This is a genomic window from Kitasatospora sp. NPDC058492, from assembly GCF_042720685.1.
In the GTDB taxonomy this organism is placed as follows: Bacteria; Actinomycetota; Actinomycetes; order Streptomycetales; family Streptomycetaceae; genus Kitasatospora.
In genome coordinates this window covers 139,898-157,114 of record NZ_JBHXMU010000011.1, presented here as the reverse complement: position 1 = coordinate 157,114, position 17,217 = coordinate 139,898, and the positions used below count along the sequence as shown (strand labels likewise).

At 70.5% G+C, this 17,217-nt stretch carries 17 protein-coding genes; 10 read left to right on the top strand and 7 right to left on the bottom strand.

From position 1 onward, the window contains the following. Positions 1–567 (bottom strand): DUF6879 family protein (locus ACFWPI_RS10775; RefSeq protein WP_380424726.1); only part of this gene is annotated, 567 nt, incomplete at its 3' end. A gap of 684 nt (positions 568–1,251) precedes the next feature. Between ACFWPI_RS10775 and ACFWPI_RS10770 the strand changes: the two genes are divergently transcribed. The 5 genes from ACFWPI_RS10770 (at position 1,252) to ACFWPI_RS10750 (ending at position 5,516) form a co-directional block, all read left to right on the top strand. Beyond that, complete coding sequence (locus ACFWPI_RS10770) at positions 1,252–1,473, top strand: hypothetical protein (RefSeq protein WP_380373296.1); 222 nt, start codon at positions 1,252–1,254, stop codon at positions 1,471–1,473. Continuing rightward, a complete protein-coding gene (locus ACFWPI_RS10765; RefSeq protein ID WP_063348187.1) occupies positions 1,457–1,972 on the top strand; it encodes a DUF6879 family protein in 516 nt (171 codons plus the stop codon). Before ACFWPI_RS10770 ends, ACFWPI_RS10765 begins: the two co-directional genes overlap by 17 nt. After that, the gene (locus ACFWPI_RS10760) at positions 1,973–2,812 is read left to right on the top strand and encodes a helix-turn-helix domain-containing protein (protein ID WP_380373294.1); all 840 of its coding nucleotides are present in this window, start codon (positions 1,973–1,975) and stop codon (positions 2,810–2,812) included. Positions 2,813–3,061: 249 nt separating this feature from the next. Beyond that, positions 3,062–4,192 carry a methyltransferase domain-containing protein gene (locus ACFWPI_RS10755; protein WP_380373292.1) on the top strand — a complete coding sequence of 377 codons (1,131 nt, stop codon included), beginning with the start codon at positions 3,062–3,064 and terminating at the stop codon, positions 4,190–4,192. 88 nt (positions 4,193–4,280) lie between these two features. Next, positions 4,281–5,516: a cytochrome P450 gene (locus ACFWPI_RS10750; protein WP_380373289.1), complete on the top strand. Its 1,236-nt coding sequence runs from the start codon at positions 4,281–4,283 to the stop codon at positions 5,514–5,516. Between the two features lie 66 nt (positions 5,517–5,582). On the opposite strand, the gene ACFWPI_RS10745 is transcribed toward ACFWPI_RS10750, so the two are convergent. Next, complete coding sequence (locus ACFWPI_RS10745) at positions 5,583–5,777, bottom strand: DUF397 domain-containing protein (RefSeq protein WP_380373286.1); 195 nt, start codon at positions 5,775–5,777, stop codon at positions 5,583–5,585. A gap of 2 nt (positions 5,778–5,779) precedes the next feature. Beyond that, positions 5,780–6,649: a helix-turn-helix domain-containing protein gene (locus ACFWPI_RS10740; protein ID WP_380373284.1), complete on the bottom strand. Its 870-nt coding sequence runs from the start codon at positions 6,647–6,649 to the stop codon at positions 5,780–5,782. A 127-nt stretch (positions 6,650–6,776) separates the two neighbouring features. Between ACFWPI_RS10740 and ACFWPI_RS10735 the strand changes: the two genes are divergently transcribed. Both ACFWPI_RS10735 and ACFWPI_RS10730 read left to right on the top strand, forming a co-directional pair. Further along, positions 6,777–7,145, top strand: a complete 369-nt coding sequence (locus ACFWPI_RS10735; protein WP_380373282.1) for an ATP-binding protein — start codon at positions 6,777–6,779, stop codon at positions 7,143–7,145. After that, entirely contained in the window at positions 7,142–7,393 is a 252-nt protein-coding gene (locus ACFWPI_RS10730; RefSeq protein ID WP_380373280.1) for a hypothetical protein, read from the top strand. Before ACFWPI_RS10735 ends, ACFWPI_RS10730 begins: the two co-directional genes overlap by 4 nt. A gap of 160 nt (positions 7,394–7,553) precedes the next feature. Here ACFWPI_RS10730 and ACFWPI_RS10725 read toward each other — a convergent pair whose 3' ends face one another. Continuing rightward, positions 7,554–7,748 carry a DUF397 domain-containing protein gene (locus tag ACFWPI_RS10725; protein ID WP_063348179.1) on the bottom strand — a complete coding sequence of 65 codons (195 nt, stop codon included), beginning with the start codon at positions 7,746–7,748 and terminating at the stop codon, positions 7,554–7,556. Between the two features lie 207 nt (positions 7,749–7,955). On the opposite strand from ACFWPI_RS10725, the gene ACFWPI_RS10720 reads away from it, so the two are divergent. The 3 genes from ACFWPI_RS10720 to ACFWPI_RS10710 all read left to right on the top strand — a co-directional run bounded on the left by ACFWPI_RS10720 (position 7,956) and on the right by ACFWPI_RS10710 (position 14,397). Then, positions 7,956–9,335 carry a TIR-like protein FxsC gene (locus ACFWPI_RS10720; protein WP_380373277.1) on the top strand — a complete coding sequence of 460 codons (1,380 nt, stop codon included), beginning with the start codon at positions 7,956–7,958 and terminating at the stop codon, positions 9,333–9,335. 83 nt (positions 9,336–9,418) lie between these two features. After that, entirely contained in the window at positions 9,419–13,339 is a 3,921-nt protein-coding gene (gene fxsT / locus ACFWPI_RS10715) for an FxSxx-COOH system tetratricopeptide repeat protein (protein WP_380373307.1), read from the top strand. 89 nt (positions 13,340–13,428) lie between these two features. Next, positions 13,429–14,397, top strand: coding sequence for a 2-hydroxyacid dehydrogenase (locus ACFWPI_RS10710; RefSeq protein WP_380373275.1), 969 nt, complete (start codon positions 13,429–13,431; stop codon positions 14,395–14,397). Between the two features lie 22 nt (positions 14,398–14,419). Here the strand turns inward: ACFWPI_RS10710 and ACFWPI_RS10705 are convergent, their stop codons facing one another. From ACFWPI_RS10705 to ACFWPI_RS10695, 3 genes are all read right to left on the bottom strand, one after another. Beyond that, positions 14,420–15,274 carry an alpha/beta fold hydrolase gene (locus tag ACFWPI_RS10705; RefSeq protein WP_063348176.1) on the bottom strand — a complete coding sequence of 285 codons (855 nt, stop codon included), beginning with the start codon at positions 15,272–15,274 and terminating at the stop codon, positions 14,420–14,422. Positions 15,275–15,297: 23 nt separating this feature from the next. Next, the gene (locus ACFWPI_RS10700; protein ID WP_380345149.1) at positions 15,298–16,206 is read right to left on the bottom strand and encodes a DUF4231 domain-containing protein; all 909 of its coding nucleotides are present in this window, start codon (positions 16,204–16,206) and stop codon (positions 15,298–15,300) included. Positions 16,207–16,427: 221 nt separating this feature from the next. After that, positions 16,428–17,192, bottom strand: coding sequence for a sugar isomerase domain-containing protein (locus ACFWPI_RS10695; RefSeq protein ID WP_063348174.1), 765 nt, complete (start codon positions 17,190–17,192; stop codon positions 16,428–16,430). Between the last annotated feature and the right edge of the window lie 25 nt (positions 17,193–17,217).

Genomic DNA, 17,217 nt, shown 5'->3' with positions numbered 1-17,217 from the left:
CCCCAGGACACCTGGGACGCGGGCCGACGGATGGGGTGTTGCGCAAGAAGCTGGTGGGGCCGACTTCAGGTATTCGGAAAACGGCACGGAGTGAGCCAGGGCGATTCTTTTCCACTCGCGGTGGCGGCGCATGTCGCCGCTGACCAGCTCCCGGTTGATCTGGGTGCCGTCAGGTCGGAAGTTCAGGTGGACTGCCGAGGTGTCATCGAACAGCCACCAGTCCTGGTCGGGGATACCGAAGTTCCCTTCAGTGGTGTCCAGGATCCGGATGTCTTCTCCGGCGGCGATGTTGCCAGGGATACCCCAGGCGAACTGGTACCGCTGGTAGTCCGTGAGGGGTTGGCGCACCACCCGGACGCGGCCGATCTTCCGTCCCGAGGAGACGAAGCCGTGCACCCTCCGGTGCCACGCCGCGTTGTGATCGATCGGCTTCGGCTCGCCGCGCAGGAAGCGGGCGAGGCTCTCTGCTTCCCTGGGCATGGTGTAGGCGGGCTGCGCCTCGAACCGGAACGCTTCGTGCTGGTAGCTGTCGAAGTGGGCGCGCCACTGGTCACCATCCAGGAGCACGGATGGCCTCCTTCAGAACGTGTCGGGGAATCTCGACGGCGGACTCCCGATGGGTGCCTTCAGGGCCGTGAAGTGGTCGCTCTGGACCGCGAACGTCCCGCGATCGGTGGAGTACACGGTTGGGCAGTCGTCATCGTCGCAGCGTGGGCCGTTGAACTTGCTGGCAGGAGACAGTAGCTGCGGGGGCTCAGCCATGCTGACCTCGCTATGCCTCCCAACTCGTCAACGACGCTAGGGCTGCCTTCGATGCCTGTCCATGCAGTATCGGGCATATTCCGGGTCTGGGATAAGGACCTTGCCTGGGGCCTTCGCTCTGAGGAGCTGCCGGAACATACCGGGAGTCGTCAGCGAGGACATGGTCGAACGTGTCGGCAGTGCGGCAGCATGGTGAGGCCTGCCGCTCAGGATGCGGGTCAGCGGGTGCGGTGCCGCGTAAGAAGTCGGTGGAGTCGACTTCTTGTGCAACCCCCGCAGCAGGTTCGGTGGCGACGGAGCTGTTCGTCGCGATCGCCCGGGATGCCGACGGGGTCGACTTCCCGGGCGATCGAAACGTGGTGGGTGGCTCCAAGGCAAGATCATTAGTCGAACACGGGAATATCGCCGAGTCGGCATGGACACTCCTGCAAGGTGTCCCTAGCTTCGTATCTGCAAGGTCCAGCAGGGTTCGGCGGGTGGGAGGTTGGCATGGCAGGGAAACCGGTGCTTACGCGGCTGACGGGCAACGGCAACGGCAGCGGCTCGGGGGAGTGCGGCGGGGATGACTGCCCGAACGTGTATGCCACCGACCGTGGCTCGTTCGTGGTTCAGGGCGACCTGTTCGACGGCTTCACCGCGCCCGAAGGCGAGGGCCTGGTGGAGATTCCCGAGCACATTCTCAGGGAGGCCGTCCGTGCTCTTGGATGGTAAGGACTGGCGGGACTACTTCGACGCCATGGCGAGCGATGCCTGGCGGCTGGAGACCCGTTCCGTCTACACCATGCCGCAGGAAGAGGACGCCATCCGGCGCTTCCTGGCGGGTGGACCGGTCACTGCGGAGGACACCGCGGCCTGGACCAGGCGCGTGAGGGGCTTCCGTGAGAGCGGTCGGACCGTCGGCCGCGTCCACGCGATCACCCGACCCCTGACGGACTATCTCCGCTTCGAGTTCGCGCACTACGCCCACAACGTCGCGGCCGGCGAGGACATCCGGATTCTCGACCTGACCGGCCGCGAGAATCCGGGCCTACCGGATCAGGATTTTTGGATGTTCGACGAGTCCAGGGTGGTCCTGATGAACTACCGCCCGGACGGGACGCAGATCAGCCGCGAGGTGTTCGACGGCGACCCGAGCCGATTCGTCGAGTGGAAGCGCTTGGCCGTATCCGAGTCCGTTCCTTTCTCGGAGTACGTGAGAGCAAGCGGCTGAGTGTCTCTGGATCCGGAACGGCTCGGACAGTCCAAGTCCGAGCTGGGGAAGAAGCTGCGAGAGCTGCGCAAGCGAGCCGGCCTTACGGGGGCCCGGCTCGCTGTGCGTTGTGCCATGACGCAGAGCACGATCAGCAAGATTGAGACGGGGAAGAAGATACCGACCCTTGTAGAGGTCGAGCGAATTCTTTTCGCGCTTGGCGTACCGTCGGAGATAGCCGAGGAAATCTCATCGCTCGCGCGGGTTGCTCATACGCAGTGGCAGGAGGTCCGGGCGTCCTGGAGGGGCGGGCTGGAGAAGCGGCAGGCGGAGCTCGCAGCGCTGGAGCAGGACGCCTCCGTCCTGCGGTATTTCCTTCCGGCGATGGTGACGGGGTTGCTGGCGACGCCCGAGTACGTCAGGGCCGGTCTTGCCTACTCGCCCGGTGATATCGGCAAAGCGGTGGCTCGGAAGTTGGAGCGGCAGGCGGTCCTCTATGACACGTCCAAGTCGTTCACGTTCCTTCTGACTGAGCAGGCCGTCAAGTGGGCGGTGGTCGGTCCGATGGCCATGTCGGTTCAGATCGAGCGTCTGGCCGCACTTTCCCGCCTGCCCAATATCCGAATCGGCGTGATTCCGTACGGGGTTGTCCTGCCGCAGGGCCCGATGAACACTTTCACGATTTACGATGAGCGGTTGGCCACGGTGGAGATATTTACTGGGCGCATAGTTTTCCGGGACCCCAGGGACATCTCCGAGCATATTGAAGTTTTTTCCCGCTATGAGATGAATGCGTTGTTCGGGGATTGCGCAAGGCGGCAGCTCTACGAGTGGTCTGCGACATTCCGTGGAGATCTTTAGTCGATCACTGGAATATTGTTGAAATTCTCGCAGGAATCCCCCTAGCGTGTTCTCGCCCGTCGATGTCGCTGGATGCCACTGTGGCCACCGGCACCGACTGACCGGTCTGACGGGCGGGAAGGAGCGCAGACATGGGGGAGCACGGAGACGGCAAGGGCGGCGAGGTCGGGGACAAGAAGCAGTCCCCGAAGGAGTCGGACGGCCAGTGGACCAAGCCCGTCACTCCGCCGAAGAAGTGAGCTTCAACTGATGGAGGAATTCGCACAGTTGATGTCCGGGCTGGGCGAGGAGTGGCGGGGCGCGTTCGAGCGTGCCCCGCGCTCTGCCTTCGTGCCGGAGAAGGTGTGGGCCCCGGACGGCGGCGCTCCGACCGGCTACCGGCGGATCAGCCGTGGCGACGACCCGGACGGCTGGTGGGCGCTGGTCGACGCCGACGCTGTGGTCGTCACGCAGGTGGACGACGGGATCGGTGGCGGGCCCGGCACCGCGACGTCGTCGGCCTCCATGCCGTCCCTGGTGGCGGACATGCTTCGTCACCTGGAGGTGAGCGACGGGCATGCCGTGCTCGACGTCGGTACCGGAACCGGTTGGACAAGTGCCCTGCTGTGCGCCCGACTCGGTGACGAGCAGGTGACCACTGTCGAGGTGGATCCGGTTCTGGCGGCAGAGGCGGCGCTGAGGTTGGGGGCCGCTGGATTCGCGCCGAACCGTGTGGTGGGCGATGGGTTGGCCGGGTGGCCCCACGCCGCTCCCTATGACCGCATCCACTCGACCGCAGCCGTCCGCAGGGTGCCCTGGGCATGGATCGAGCAGACCCGCCCCGGCGGTGTCATCGTCACCCCGTGGGGCACCTCCTACGCCAATGCCGGGCTCCTGCGCCTGGTGGTCGGCGAGAGGGGCCAGGCGTCGCACGGCCGGTTCGTCGGCAACGTCAGCTTCATGTGGATGCGAGCCCAGCGCCCGCATGCCGTGACCGGCCCGCTGTCTGATGCGCCGGACCACTACCGGCAGGGCCCTTCCGCAATGGACCCGGAGTTGGCGTTGGAGGACGTGCACGCAGCCTTCGCCATCGGCCTGCGAGTGCCCGGTGTCCGGTACGAACACGTCTGGGACGAGGCCGACCCCAGCGGCACCTTTCGCATGCAACTGTCCGACGGTGCCGGATCGTGGGCCTCGGTTCGCTACGCCAGGTGGAACGGCGAGGACGCTGTTCAGCAATGCGGGCCCCGCCGGCTGTGGGACGAGATCGTGGGCGCCCGCCGGTGGTGGTGGGGGGAGGAGGGGAGGCCGGACCTGGGCCGGTTCGGCGTGACCGTCGGTGTAGACGGGGCACAGTCCGTCTGGCTGGATGATCCTGGTAACACCGTCGCGGTCCGTTGACGACCGCTCCGTGCCGCTCTAGAACGGAGCACAGGCCCCGGACACGGACTGCCGGGGGCGCCCCCGAGAGATCCTGAGGAGCAATGCCATGGCTCCAGACGACAACGGCTGCCCGGTGCTGGACATGACCGGCCGGGCCCTGCACCAGCAGAACGCGGAGCTCCGCGCCGCCGGGCCCGCCGTGCGGGTCGAACTCCCCGGCGGCATCATCGCCTGGTCCGTGACCCGCAGCTCGGTGATCCGCGCCCTGACCGGCGATCCGCGGGTCTCCCGCGACCCGCGCAAGCACTGGCCCGGCCTGGCCGCGGTGCCCGAGGGGTGGCCGATGGGCCCGATCGCGTTCCAGCAGAACTTCTTCAACCGCTACGGCGACGAACACCGCTCGGCGCGACGACGGATGGCGCCCTCGTTCTCGCCCCGCCGGGTGTCCTCGCTGCGGCCCGGGATCGAGGCGACGACCGCCGCCCTGGTCGGCGCGTTCCGTGACCTCGCCCCCGGCGAGGCCGTGGACATCCGCCGGGCCCTCTCGCTCCCGCTCACCATGACGGTGATCTGCGACCTCTTCGGCGTACCCGCCGACATGCGGCCGCAGATCGGCCGGTCGATGGACACCCTGCTGACGACGACGGCGACGACCGAGCAGATGACGGTCGCGCGGGCGGAGATCAACGTGGTGCTGGTCGAACTGCTGGAGCTCAAACGGCGCGACCCCGGCCCCGACCTCGCCAGCGACGTGGCCGCCGTCAGCACCGGCGGCGACACGGGCCGCGCCGAGGAGGAGTCCCGCGACGAGCTCTTCCTGATGCTCGGCGCCGGGTACGAGACGGCGGTCAACCTCATCACCAGCGCCGTCCAGGCGCTCCTCACCCACCCCCGCTACCTGGCCCAGGTCCGCGAGGGCACCCTCGCGTGGGAGGACGTCATCGAGGAGACCCTGCGCCACGAGAGCCCGGTGATGCACATCCCGCTCCGCTACCCGCTGGAGGACATCGACCTCGGCGACGGCGTGGTCATCCGGCAGGGCGAGCCGATCCTGCTCGGATTCGGCGCGGCCGGCCGGGACCCGGAGGTCCACCCGGACCGGCCGGACGACTTCGACCCGACCCGCCCCGACAAGGAGCACCTGTCCTTCGGCTACGGCCCGCACTTCTGCCTCGGCGCACCCCTGGCCCGGCTGGAGGCCGAAGTGGCTCTGGAAGGCCTCTTCGGCGCCTACCCCGGCAGCGCCCTGGACCCGGCCAGCCCGACGCCGGCCCGCCTGGAGTCCGTGATCATAAGCGGCCCGGCCGAGCTCTGGATCGTCCCGAGGCCTGCCGCAGTGTGACGGCGGTACCTGGGGGAAGGGCGGCTCCCGCGAGTTCGCGGGAGCCGCCCTTCGGCGCTGTGTGGGTCAGACGGTGAAGTGGTCGAACTCGCCGGCCTTGGCGCCGAGGAGCCAGGCGTTGAGCTTGGCGCGGGTGGTGGTGACGATGTGGGCGGGGTCGTCGGACTCGCGGATGTAGACCAGCTCACCTGAAGAAGCGATTTCGACACAGTTCGCCTGGTCGCTGCTGAAGCTGGACTTCTGCCAGTTGAGCTGGTGCATGGCTATCTTCCCTGGACCTTGTAGCGGATGTGCTGGATCAAGCCCAACGAGTCGCGATGGCCTGACGATGGTGCGGACGTCGCGGCAAGCAGGGGTGGAAGGGCCAAACCCCTGAGCCGATCGAACTTCCGGTCAAATGTTGTCACGACCTCGGGATCTCCCACGAAGTCCGACCCATGTGGGTGTTCGAGCAGAACTGTGTCAAGCCGGTTGTGCGCGCCACGGATGAGCATGAACGGAGTGTCGTTCGAAGCGTATGTGGTGCAGTCGAACGGGAGGATCTGAATCGTCACGTTCGGAAGACTGCTCATCTCGATCAGATGATTCAGCTGATCGCGCATGACCGTTGGGCCCCCGTACATCATGTGCAAGGCGGCCTCGTGGATCACAGCACGGAACGGAGGCGCGTTCTTGCCTGCCAGCACCCTGTGGCGTTCTTGGCGGAACTCGACCTTCTTCTCGTTGTACCCCTGGATGACCTCGCCGTAGGCCTTGGTCTGCAAGAGTCCGGGAATGAGGAGAGACTCGTAGCTGTCCAAGGCCGTGGCGCTCGCCTCCGCCTCGGCGAGGTCGAGTGAACTGCGTGTCACGTGGTGCTTGAACTCGGTCCACCAGCCCTTCCCCGAGCTCTCGCTCATGGCGACGAGGCCGGCTCGGTACTCCGGGTCCGCGACGCTGCAGATGTCGAGCCAGGCGTTCAAGCGCTCAAGATTGAGGCCGAGCCTGCCAGCTTCGGTGTGGCTGATGTTTGGACCTTTGACGCCCAGGGCCTCGCCGATCTCCAGGGCCGAGATGCCTGCGGCGTCTCGAACACGGCGAAGCTCCTCGCCGAAGCGGCGCTGTCGTTCGCTGATACCAGTCCTGAACCCCATGGGCATGCCCTTCCCGCGATCTTCATCTACGCAGAGTGTACGTGCATGTTCGGAGTGTATTGCAGACTTGAGGGGTATTCGTCTACAGTCCACTCACCAATCACTTTGCACCGCTGGGAGATTCCCCATGTGTGACCCCAACCTCAACTCCCCCTCCCTCACCGTCTCTCGCGAGGCGTTGCGCGACACCATGGCGCGCGCCGGGTACCCCGACTCCTCCATCGGGGACGCCGAACTCGCGCTCGTGGAGCTGGTGGTGAACGCCTGGCGGCACGGGTTGACCGCCGCGCCCGTCGTCCTGGTCGCCGTCGTCCACGGGACGCTTCGCGTCACCGTCGCGGACCGCAGTCCCGTGCTGCCCGAGCAGCGGAAGTCCGATCCGTTCGCCCAGTCCGGGCGGGGGTTGATGCTGGTGGAGGGGCTCATGCACCGCTGGGGTGCGGAGCCGCAGAAGCTCGGCAAGCGCGTCTGGTTCGAGCTGGACGGCGCCGCGTGATCGCCCACCACCCGATCCACCCCGCCGACCCGGCCCTGCGGCAGCTCACCGGCCGGCAGGTCACCGAACTGATCGTCGATCTCCGCACGGAGGGGCGCGAGTTCGGTCTCCTCTGGCCGTCCGCCCAGTCCGGAGAGGCCGATCTGAACGGCCGGGCGCTCGTCTCCATCGGCAACATCCCGGCCAGCACCTTGATCAACCTGCTGGCCCTGCTGCGCGAGTTCAAGCGCCGGCGGGGCCGGGCGTGACGGGCATGCTGGTTCTGATCCTGCTGGCGGCCGCCGTCGGCGGTGTGTGTCAGGCCCGGTCCGAGCGGCTGCGGGATCGACGGGATCGGACATAGGTGCCATGCATGGCACGCGGGTCCGCCTTCTCCAGGCGGGCCCGCGCCATGCCCGGCCGTGGAGGTCAGGCGATGAAGTGGTCGAACTCGCCGGCCTTGGCGCCGAGGAGCCAGGCGTTGAGCTTGGTGCGGGTGGTGGTGACGATGTGGCCGGGATTGTCGGACTCGCGGAGGTAGACGAAGTCGCCCTCGGAGGCGATCTCGATGCAGTCCGCCTGGTCACCGCTGAAGCTCGGCTTCTGCCAGTTGAGGTGGTCCATGGCTACCTTCCCTGTACTCCGTGTCGGGCGCGCTGGAGCAGGCCCCGGGAGCCACGATAAGCGGGCGCACAGCCGTGTCGTTTCGGTCATGTCAATTCGTGCGACTCGTTGTGCTATTCCCTTGGGTCCTCACTCGTTCCTACACTGAGACCCCGCCGCACGGGGGCTGCGGGAACCAGGTTGCCGACGGGCCCGGGGGAGGCGCGTGTGAACGACCGTGGCTGGGACGAGGATGATGCCCGGCCGTACTTCTTCCTCTCCTACGCGCACACCCCGAAGGCCGGCACGCGCGGCGCCGGTGATCCGAACCACTGGGTCCGCCAGCTGTACCGGGACCTGTGCGAGGCGGTGCTGCAGCTGACCACGGTCCCGGCCGGGGTGCCGGTCGGCTTCATGGACGAGTCCATGCACCAGGGGGAGTTGTGGGCGGAGCGGCTGTCGGAGGAGCTTGCGACGTGCCGGGTGTTCGTGCCGCTGTACTCGCCCCGGTACTTCAACAGCGTCCCGTGCGGGCAGGAGTGGCACGCCTTCACCCGCCGCCCGGTGTACCCGGCGACGATCGACGCGGAGCGCACCAGCGGCATCGTGCCGGTGCTGTGGGCGCCGATGAGCCGCTACCGGCTGCCCAAGGTCGCCAGTGAACTCCAGTTCAACCACGCCAGTTTCGGGCCGGACTACGCCACCGAGGGCCTGTACGCGCTGATGAAGCTCACCTACTTCCGCTCCGCCTACGAGCTGGCCGTGCACCGGCTGGCGGCGCGGATCGTGCAGGTGGCGGAGGAGACGGTGATCCCGGTCGGGCGGCGGCTGGACTTCAACGGGCTGCCCAGCGCCTTCAACGTGAGCGCGCCGACCAAGCAGCTGCGGATCTCCGTACTCTCCTACCACCAGGGCGAGTTGCCGCCCGACCGCAATCCCGACTTCTACGGCTCCCGGCGCACCGACTGGCACCCCTATCGCCCGGCCGGCTCGCCGATCGCCCAGCACGCGGTGCGGCTGGCCCGGCAGTTGGGGTTCCAGCCGACCGTGCACGAGTTCGACGACGAGGTCGAGTCGATCATCGAGGGGGAGGCGGCCGCCCCCGGCCTGCTCCTGCTCGACCGGTGGGCGCTGCGCGATCCGGACCGCCGGGAGCTCGTCCGCCGCTTCGACCGCTCGGACGCCACCTGGGTGAGCGTCCTGGAGCCGTGGAACACCGAGGACCCCGAGTGCGAGGAACGCGGCGGCGACCTCGGCGAGTTGAGCGACCAGGCGTTGCGCATCACCCGGCGGGCGAGCCGCCCCAGCTTCCTCGGGGTGAGCGGCCCGACCGGGCTGAACACCCTGGAGGACTTCGACGACGCGCTGCCCCGGGCCGCGATGAAGGCCAAGTACGCCTTCGAGGGCCGGACCAGGGCCGAGCCGGAGGATCCGCCGCCGCCCCGCCCGAACCTGCGGGACGCGTTCCGGCGCGGCCCGGGCGCGGCCCCGTTCGGCCGCGACGCCCCCTTCGGGCAGGACGGCTCCGGACCCGACGACCACCCAGACCGTGACGACGGCGATGACCCCGATGACGGGATGGCGCCCTTGGGAGGACGACCCAGATGAGCGAGAACCCCACCAGGAACTTCCGCGTCGGGGGCCTCACCGTGGCCGAACTGGCCGCCCAGCGGGAGGCCGAACGACGGTCCGTGGAGCAGGACCGCAACGGCCGGATCATCACCTTCTACTCCTACAAGGGCGGCACCGGGCGCACCATGGCGCTCGCCAACACCGCCTGGATCCTGGCCGCCAACGGCTACCGGGTGCTCACCGTGGACTGGGACCTGGAGGCGCCGGGCCTGGCCAAGTTCTTCCACCCCTTCCTCGACCCGGCCTCGCTGGCCGGCACGACCGGGATGATGGACCTGATCGCCGAGTACCGCGAGGAGGCCCTGCGCCCGGTCGAGCACGCCGAGGGCTGGCACCTGGACTTCGCCAGGGTGCACCCGCACGCGCTGTCGCTGTCCTGGCCGCTGTTCCCGACCGGGGGCAGCCTGGACTTCCTGTCCGCCGGCCAGTTCAACCGGGACTACTCCGAGGCCGTCACCCACCTGGACTGGGACATCTTCTACGACCGCTTCGACGGCGGGCAGTTCTTCGACGCCCTCAAGGCCGACATGAGCAAGCGGTACGACTACGTGCTCATCGATTCGCGCACCGGCCTGTCCGACATCGCCGAGATCTGCACCGTCCAGATGCCCGACGACCTGGTGGTCTGCTTCACCCTGAGCGACCAGTCCATCGACGGCGCCTCCCGGATCGCCCAGCACATCCACGACCGCTACCGCGAGCGCGGCATCCGCATCCTGCCCGTCCCGATGCGCATCGACGAGGGCGAGAAGGAGAAGGCCGACGCCGGCCGCTCCCTCGCCCGGGTCCGCTTCGACGGGCTGCCGGCCGGCCTCAACGGCGAGGAACTCGCCTCCTACTGGGGGTCGGTGGAGATCCCTTACCGGCCGTTCTACGCCTACGAGGAGATCCTCGCCACCTTCGGCGACCAGACCGGCACCCCCACCTCGATGCTCGCCGCCTGCGAGCGCCTCACCGCGATGATCACCCAGCGCAAGGTCACCTCCCTGCCGGTCATGGACGAGGAACTGCGGCTGCGCTACGTGGACGCGTTCACCCGCCGCCGCCCGTCCGTCCCCGCCGACCTCTACCTCTCCTACGTCCCCGAGGACCGGATGTGGGCGGACTGGATCGAGTCCGTGCTCACCCGGGCCGGCTTCCGGGTGCTGCCCCGCGACCTCAGCGCCGGCACCGACCCGCGCGAGGAGACCGAACGCGGCATCGACGCCGCCTACCGGACCGTCGCCGTGCTCTCGCCCGCCTACCAGCGCTCCCCGCAGGCCCGGGCGCTGTGGGAGTCCGTGGTCAACTCCGACCCCGCCGGCACCCGGCGCCAGCTCGTCCCCGTCCGCGTCGGCGACGTCAGGCTCACCGCGCCCTTCAGCAACCGCAACCCCGTCGACCTCGTCGGCCGCGACGAGACGCAGTCCGTCCAGACCCTGCTGCGCGCCCTCGGCCGCGGCGACGTCGCCCTGACCGAGCCCAACGGCAGCGGACCGCGCTTCCCCGGCAGCAAGCCGACCGTGTGGGACGTCCCGCCGCGCAACCCCTCCTTCACCGGCCGCGCCGCCGTCCTGGAGCAGTTGCGCAACCAACTGCGCGGCGGCATGGCGGCCGTCCTGCCCACCCCCCAGACGCTGTACGGGCTCGGCGGCGTCGGCAAGACCCAGGTCGCGCTGGAGTACGCGCACCGGTTCATGTCCGACTACGACCTGGTCTGGTGGATCGACGCCGAACAGACCGAACTCGTCGCCCCCGCCCTCGCCGACCTCGCCCGCCGGCTCGGCCTGCGTGTGGGCGACTCCGTCACCGAAGCCGCCGAGGCCGCCCGGGAGGCGCTGCGCCGCGGCGTGCCCACCTCGCGCTGGCTGCTGATCTTCGACAACGCCGACGAACCGGCCGAGATCCGCCGCTTCTTCCCCGGCGGCTCCGGCCACATCCTGGTCACCTCCCGCAACCAGGCCTGGACCGGGCACGCCGAGGCGCTGGAGGTGGACGTCTTCACCCGCGGCGAGAGCGTCGAACACCTGTGCCGGCGCGCCCGCGGCCTGTCCCGCCCGGACGCCGACCGGGTCGCCGAAGCGGTCGGCGACCTGCCGCTCGCCGTCGAGGTCGCGGCCGCCTGGCTGGACACCACCGGCACCCCGGTGGAGACCTACGTCGCCCAACTGCACGCCGAGGCGGCCCGCGCGCTGGCCGTCGCCCGCCCCGCCGACTACCCGACCCCGGTCGGCGCGACCTGGAACGTGTCCATCGGCCGGCTGCGCCAGCAGTCCCCGGCCGCCGTCCGGCTGTTGCAGCTCTGCGCGTTCTTCGCACCCGAGCCGATCTCGATGAACCTCTTCTACAGCGACCAGATGATCCGGGCGCTGGTGAAGTACGACGCCGACCTCAGCGACAAGTTCATGCTGGGCAAGGTGATCCAGGCGATCGGCCGGTACGCGCTGGCCAAGGTCGACGCCGGCAGCAACAGCTTCCAGGTGCACCGGCTCGTCCAGGCGGTGATCCGGGCCGAGATGACCGACGACGAACAGGAGATCGCCGTCCACGAGGTGCATCGCATCCTCACCGGCGCCCGGCCCGTCCTCGGCGACACCGACGACCCCGCCAACTGGCCCGCCTTCGACGAGATCTGGCCGCACCTGTCGCCCTCCAAGGCGCACAACTGCGACGAGGCGGACACCCGCCAACTGCTCATCGACCGCGTCCGCTACCTCTGGAAGCGCGGCGAACTCGACCGCGCCCGCGACCTCGGCCACGCCCTCGACACCGAGTGGACCAACAAGCTCGGCGAGAACGACCGGCAGACCCTGCTGCTGCGCTTCCAACTCGCCAACGTGCTGCGCTCCCAGGGCAACTACGCCGAAGCCCTGGCCCTGGACGAGGACACCCTGGAACGCCAGCGGGCCCTGCTCGGCGAGCACCACCCGTACACCCTGATGACGGCCGGCTCCCTCGGCGCCGACCGCCGGGCACTCGGCCGGTTCCAGGCCGCACTCGACCTCGACCGCGAAATCCTCGACCAGTTCCGCGAGTTGTTCGGCGACGACAACCCGCGCACGCTCTCCATGGCCAACAACCTGGCCATCGACTACCGGCTCGTCGGCAACAGCGAGGCCGCCCGCGAACTCGACCAGGAAACCCTCGACCGGCGCACCGCCGTCCTCGGCCCCCGGCACCCCTACACCCTCTCCACCAAGTCCAACCTCGCCCGCGACCTGCGCGAACTCGGCGACTACCGCGGCTCGGTGGACCTGCTCCAGGAAGTCACCTCCGACCTCGGCGACGTCCTCGACCCTGACCTGCCGGAGAACCTGCGCAACGCCAAGTCCCTGGCCGTCTCGCTGCGCCGCATCGGCGCGCTCGCCGAAGCCCGCCGGATCACCAAGGAGACCTACGAGCGCTACCTGGAGCGCTACGGCGCCGACGCCCCCGACGCGCTCGCCTGCGCGCTCAACCTGGCCGCCGACCACAGCGCCTCCGGCGACAAGGAGGCCGCCCGCGACCTCTGCTCCACCGTCTTCGAAGGCCACCGCCGCCTGTTCGGCGACGAACACCCCTTCACCCTGGCCTGCGCCAACAACCTCGGCATCTACCTGCGCGGCAGCGGCGACATCCAGGGCGCCATCGAACGCGGCCGGCTCACCGTCGAAGGGCTGACCGACTCCGTCGGGCCGGACCACCCGTACACCCTCAACGCGGTGATCAACCTGGCCAACGCCTACGGCGACGACGGCCAGATCGGCCTCGCCGAGGAACTCGGCCGGGCCGCCTACCAGGGCCTGTGCGAGCGCTACACGCCCCGGCACCCGGACGCCGTCGCCTGCGAGGCCAACCTGTCGATCACCCTGCGCTCGGCCGGCCGGCACACCCAGGCCGCCGAACTGCGGGCCCGCGCGATCGGCGAGCTGATCCGCCAGTTCGGCGAGGAGCACCCCAACACGGTCGCGGCGCGCGGCTGGAAGCGGATCAACCGGGACCTGGAGCCGCAGCCGGTGTAAGCGGCGGTGCAGGCGGCGGTGTGAGCGGCGGTGCAGGCACCGGTGAGAGCACGGCCTCCGGCCGGGGGCGGCGGGTACGCTGCGGGACCATGAGCAAGCAGACCCCGCCCCCGGTCCTGGTCACCCGGCGCCTCGCGCCCGGGGTGATCGAACGGCTCACCGCGCGCCACGCCGTCACCTGCCACGACTCCGACCAGGCGATGGCCCGGGCCGACCTGCTGGCCGCCGTCCGCGGCCGCCGCGCCGTGCTCACCACCCTGGACGACCGGGTCGACGGCGAGTTCCTGGACGCGGCCGGGCCGTCCCTGGAGATCGTCGCCAACCACGCCGTCGGGCACCACAACATCGACCTGGCCGCCTGCGCCGACCGCGGCGTGCTGGTCTCCAACACCCCTGGCGTGCTCACCACCGCCACCGCCGACATGGCCTGGGCGCTGCTGCTGGCCGCCACCCGCCGCCTCGGCGAGGGCGAGCGCCTGCTGCGCTCCGGCAGTCCCTGGACCTGGGCGCCGAACTTCCTGCTCGGCATGGAGCTGGCCGGCACCCCGCTGGGCGTGCTCGGCATGGGCCGGATCGGGCAGGCGGTGGCCCGCCGGGCCCGCGCCTTCGACATGCCGGTCAGCTACCACAACCGCCGCGAGCTGCCGCCCGAGCAGGCCGACGGCGCCACCTGGCGGCCGCTGGAGGACCTGCTCGCCCACTCCACGGTGCTGGTCGTCACCGCCCCGCTCAGCGCCGCCACCCGGCACCTGCTGGACGCCCGCCGCCTCGCCCTGCTGCCGCGCGGGGCGGTGGTGGTCAGCATGACCGCCGGAGTGGTGGACGAGGAGGCGCTGGCCGCCGCGCTGGAGTCCGGCGCGCTGTTCGCCGCCGCCGTGGACAACTTCGAGCACGAGCCGGCCGTCCCGCCCGCGCTGCTCGCCCAGGAACGCGCCGTCCTGGCCCCGCACCTGGGCAGTGCCACCGTCGCCACCCGGCAGGCGATGGGCGGCCTGGCGGTGGACAACGTCCTGGCCGTGCTGGGCGGGGGAGCGCCGGTCACCCCGGTGACAGCCTGAGGCCTCATGACAGCCTGAGGCCTCAGCCCGCCGCCCAGGCCAGGGCGGTGGTCAGCACCCGGAACGCGCCGAAGTGCGCTGCGCCGGGCTCCAGGAAGAGCTCGGCGCCGGGGATGTGGTCGCCCAGCCAGCGGGAGTGCTCGACCGGGGAGAACTGGTCGTCGGTGCCGTGCCACAGCCAGCTCGGCACCGCGATGTCCTCGACCTTGAACCCCCAGTCGGCGGTGAACGCCAGCACGTCGTCGATCCAGCCGTCCGCGCCGTGCCGGAACGCCTCCCGGTAGTTGCTCTGCAGCATCCGCCGCAGCCCGTTGTCGGCCACCACCTCCCGGTCGGCGGGCGACAGTTCGGGCCGCAGCCCGTTCAGCAGCCGGACCGGGTCGTCCTTGATCTGCCGGGAGCGGAACTCCATCGCGTCGGCGATCCGGCCGTGCCCGCGCTCGGCCTCCTGGTAGGCGTGCACGTTCGACGGGGTCATCCCGGCGTACCAGTCCAGGCCGGCCGCGTTGCGCGGCGCCAGGCCGACCAGCACCGCCACCCGGCTGACCCGCTGCGGCAGCAGCGCCGCGCAGGCCAGCGCGTGCGGGCCGCCGCCGGAGCGGCCGAGCACCGCGAAGCCGTCCAGCTTGAGGTCGTCCGCGATGGCCCGCACGTCGGCCGCCGCCGCGCTCACCCGGCGGCCGAACTGCCGGGTCGAGTCGCCGTAGCCCGGCCGGTCGTAGGAGATCAGCCGCACCCCCAGCCGGTACAGCACGGTGCTGCGCGGGTGCGGGCCCACCCGGCTGCCGGGCATGCCGTGCAGCAGGAACACCGGGCGGCCGCGCGGGTCGCCCAGGGATTCGACGGCGAGGGCGCGACCGTCCGGGGCCTTGACCATCCGTAACGACACCTGCGGCCTCCTCAGTGGTCCCGGTCGGTGGTGGTGCGGATCTCCCGGCGGGCCTGCCAGGTGGTGTGCTCGCGGGAGACCGCGTCCTCGGCGTCCCGGGCCAGCCGGGCCCAGAGCTCCTCGGCATCCGCCGACTCCACGTCCAGCCGGGCCAGTTGGCACCGGATGAGCTCCAGCTCGTCGGCGGCCAGTCCGTACGCGGCGGCCAGCGGGCGGTACTGGCGCAGCTGCGCCCACGCGGTGATCGAGGCGGCCACCGCCGAGACGGTGCCCAGCGCGTCGTAGGTGAACGCGCCGAGCGCCCGCAGCACCGCGAGCACCAGCCCGAGCGCCGGGAGCACCACGCCCAGCACCCCCGCCAGGGCCCCGGCCCGGGCGCAGTACCGGGACTTGGCGCGGTACCAGTCGTGCTGCACCTGGATCCGCTCCCGCAGGTACACCTCGCGCCGCACCGCGAGCGGCTGCTCGCGCAGGTCGCGCATCGCCGCCGTGATCCCGGCGAGCTCCGCCCCGGCGCCCGGTGCGACCACCCGGCCGTCCCGGAAGGCGCCCAGCACCCCGCCGAGCTGGACGCGGTACAGGCCCTCCGCGTCCGGCAGGGTGTGCGGCGGCGGCTGGTAGGCGTCCGCCCGGACGGCGAACTTCCAGGCCAGCGTCTTGACCGACTCGGCGGCGGCCCGGCCCTCGTACCAGAGCCCCTGCGGGTTCTGCCGGCTGATCACCACCGCGAGGACGATCGCGCCGAGGTAGGCGGCGGCCGCCGGCCAGGCCCACGGCTCGCCGTCGGCCGAGCCGGTCGCGGCGGCGACCACCAGCAGGAGCAGCTCCCAGGCGGAGAGCAGCACCGAACGCCGCTGGCCGCGTAGCGAGGCCGCGTCGGCGGCCCAGAAGAACCCGGGCAGCAGCTCCCGCTCGCGCATCCACCCCGTCCGTCCCGCCCCAGACGCCATGTTCGGCCCCCACCCGTCGCTCCGGTCGCACCGCTCTCCTGCCCCGGGCGGCTTCCCGGTACGCCTGGCCCACCCCCGGGCCGCCCGCAATGGCCGGGATGCCCCGGTGGATTGTCCGGCCCGGGTACGTTCGGTGGGCGGGCGGACACCCTGCGTGGACCGGCGGCACCCGCGGGCGCGACCGGTGGGCGTCAGTAGGTGTAGAGGATCCGGTCGGCGTTGTCGGCCATCTGCTTGGCGTTCCACTCGGTGCCGCCGGGGACGTTGCCGGAGCGGAACAGCGGCGGGGCCGCGGTGGTGCCGTCGGCCGCCGCGTCGGCCAGCCGGCCGACCGCCGAGGCGACCACGGCCTGCATGAGCGCACTGGTCACGATGGTGGAGACCGGGCCGAAGGTGGTCTCGGCGGCCGGGTGGGTCAGCTCGCCGTCCCCGACCGCGATCTTGCTGTCCAGCACCACGTCGCAGTTGTCCTTCAGGTACGTGCCGGACGGGTGCGCCGGGGGCACCTCGCCCGGGTACGCCAGCGACGTCACGCCGATCACCTTCAGACCGCGGTCCCGGGCGTACCGGGCCAGCTCGACCGGCATCACCTGGCGGCCGGACAGCGAGATCACGAACAGCAGGTCGCCGGAGGCGGCCGGGGTCAGGTCCAGGGTGGTGGTGGCCAGGCCGGACACCCGCTCCAGCGCGCTGGACAGCGGCGCGGGCATCACCGTCACCCCCGCCATCCCGGGGACGTTCAGCAGGTTCATCGGGACCAGCCCGCCGGCCCGGTAGACCACGTCCTGGGCCGGCAGCGCGGAGTGCCCGGCACCGAAGGTGAACACCCGGCGGCCCTCGGCGATCGCCTCGGCGAGCAGCGCCGCGGCGGCCTCGATGGCGTCGGCCTCCTCCTCCCGGACCCGCTGGAGATGGGCGATCGCGGCGTCGAAGTACCGGCCGACCAGGTCGTTCATCTGTTGCCTTCGCTCTCTGCCGGTG

Coding starts and splice junctions, on each gene's coding strand:
- ACFWPI_RS10770 (WP_380373296.1), top strand. CDS start 1,252: ATGGCAGGGAAACCGGTGCTTACGCGGCTGACGGGCAACGGCAACGGC.
- ACFWPI_RS10755 (WP_380373292.1), top strand. CDS start 3,062: ATGGAGGAATTCGCACAGTTGATGTCCGGGCTGGGCGAGGAGTGGCGG.
- ACFWPI_RS10750 (WP_380373289.1), top strand. CDS start 4,281: ATGGCTCCAGACGACAACGGCTGCCCGGTGCTGGACATGACCGGCCGG.
- ACFWPI_RS10745 (WP_380373286.1), bottom strand. CDS start 5,777: ATGCACCAGCTCAACTGGCAGAAGTCCAGCTTCAGCAGCGACCAGGCG.
- ACFWPI_RS10740 (WP_380373284.1), bottom strand. CDS start 6,649: ATGGGGTTCAGGACTGGTATCAGCGAACGACAGCGCCGCTTCGGCGAG.
- ACFWPI_RS10735 (WP_380373282.1), top strand. CDS start 6,777: ATGTGTGACCCCAACCTCAACTCCCCCTCCCTCACCGTCTCTCGCGAG.
- ACFWPI_RS10725 (WP_063348179.1), bottom strand. CDS start 7,748: ATGGACCACCTCAACTGGCAGAAGCCGAGCTTCAGCGGTGACCAGGCG.
- ACFWPI_RS10710 (WP_380373275.1), top strand. CDS start 13,429: ATGAGCAAGCAGACCCCGCCCCCGGTCCTGGTCACCCGGCGCCTCGCG.
- ACFWPI_RS10705 (WP_063348176.1), bottom strand. CDS start 15,274: ATGGTCAAGGCCCCGGACGGTCGCGCCCTCGCCGTCGAATCCCTGGGC.
- ACFWPI_RS10700 (WP_380345149.1), bottom strand. CDS start 16,206: ATGCGCGAGCGGGAGCTGCTGCCCGGGTTCTTCTGGGCCGCCGACGCG.
- ACFWPI_RS10695 (WP_063348174.1), bottom strand. CDS start 17,192: ATGAACGACCTGGTCGGCCGGTACTTCGACGCCGCGATCGCCCATCTC.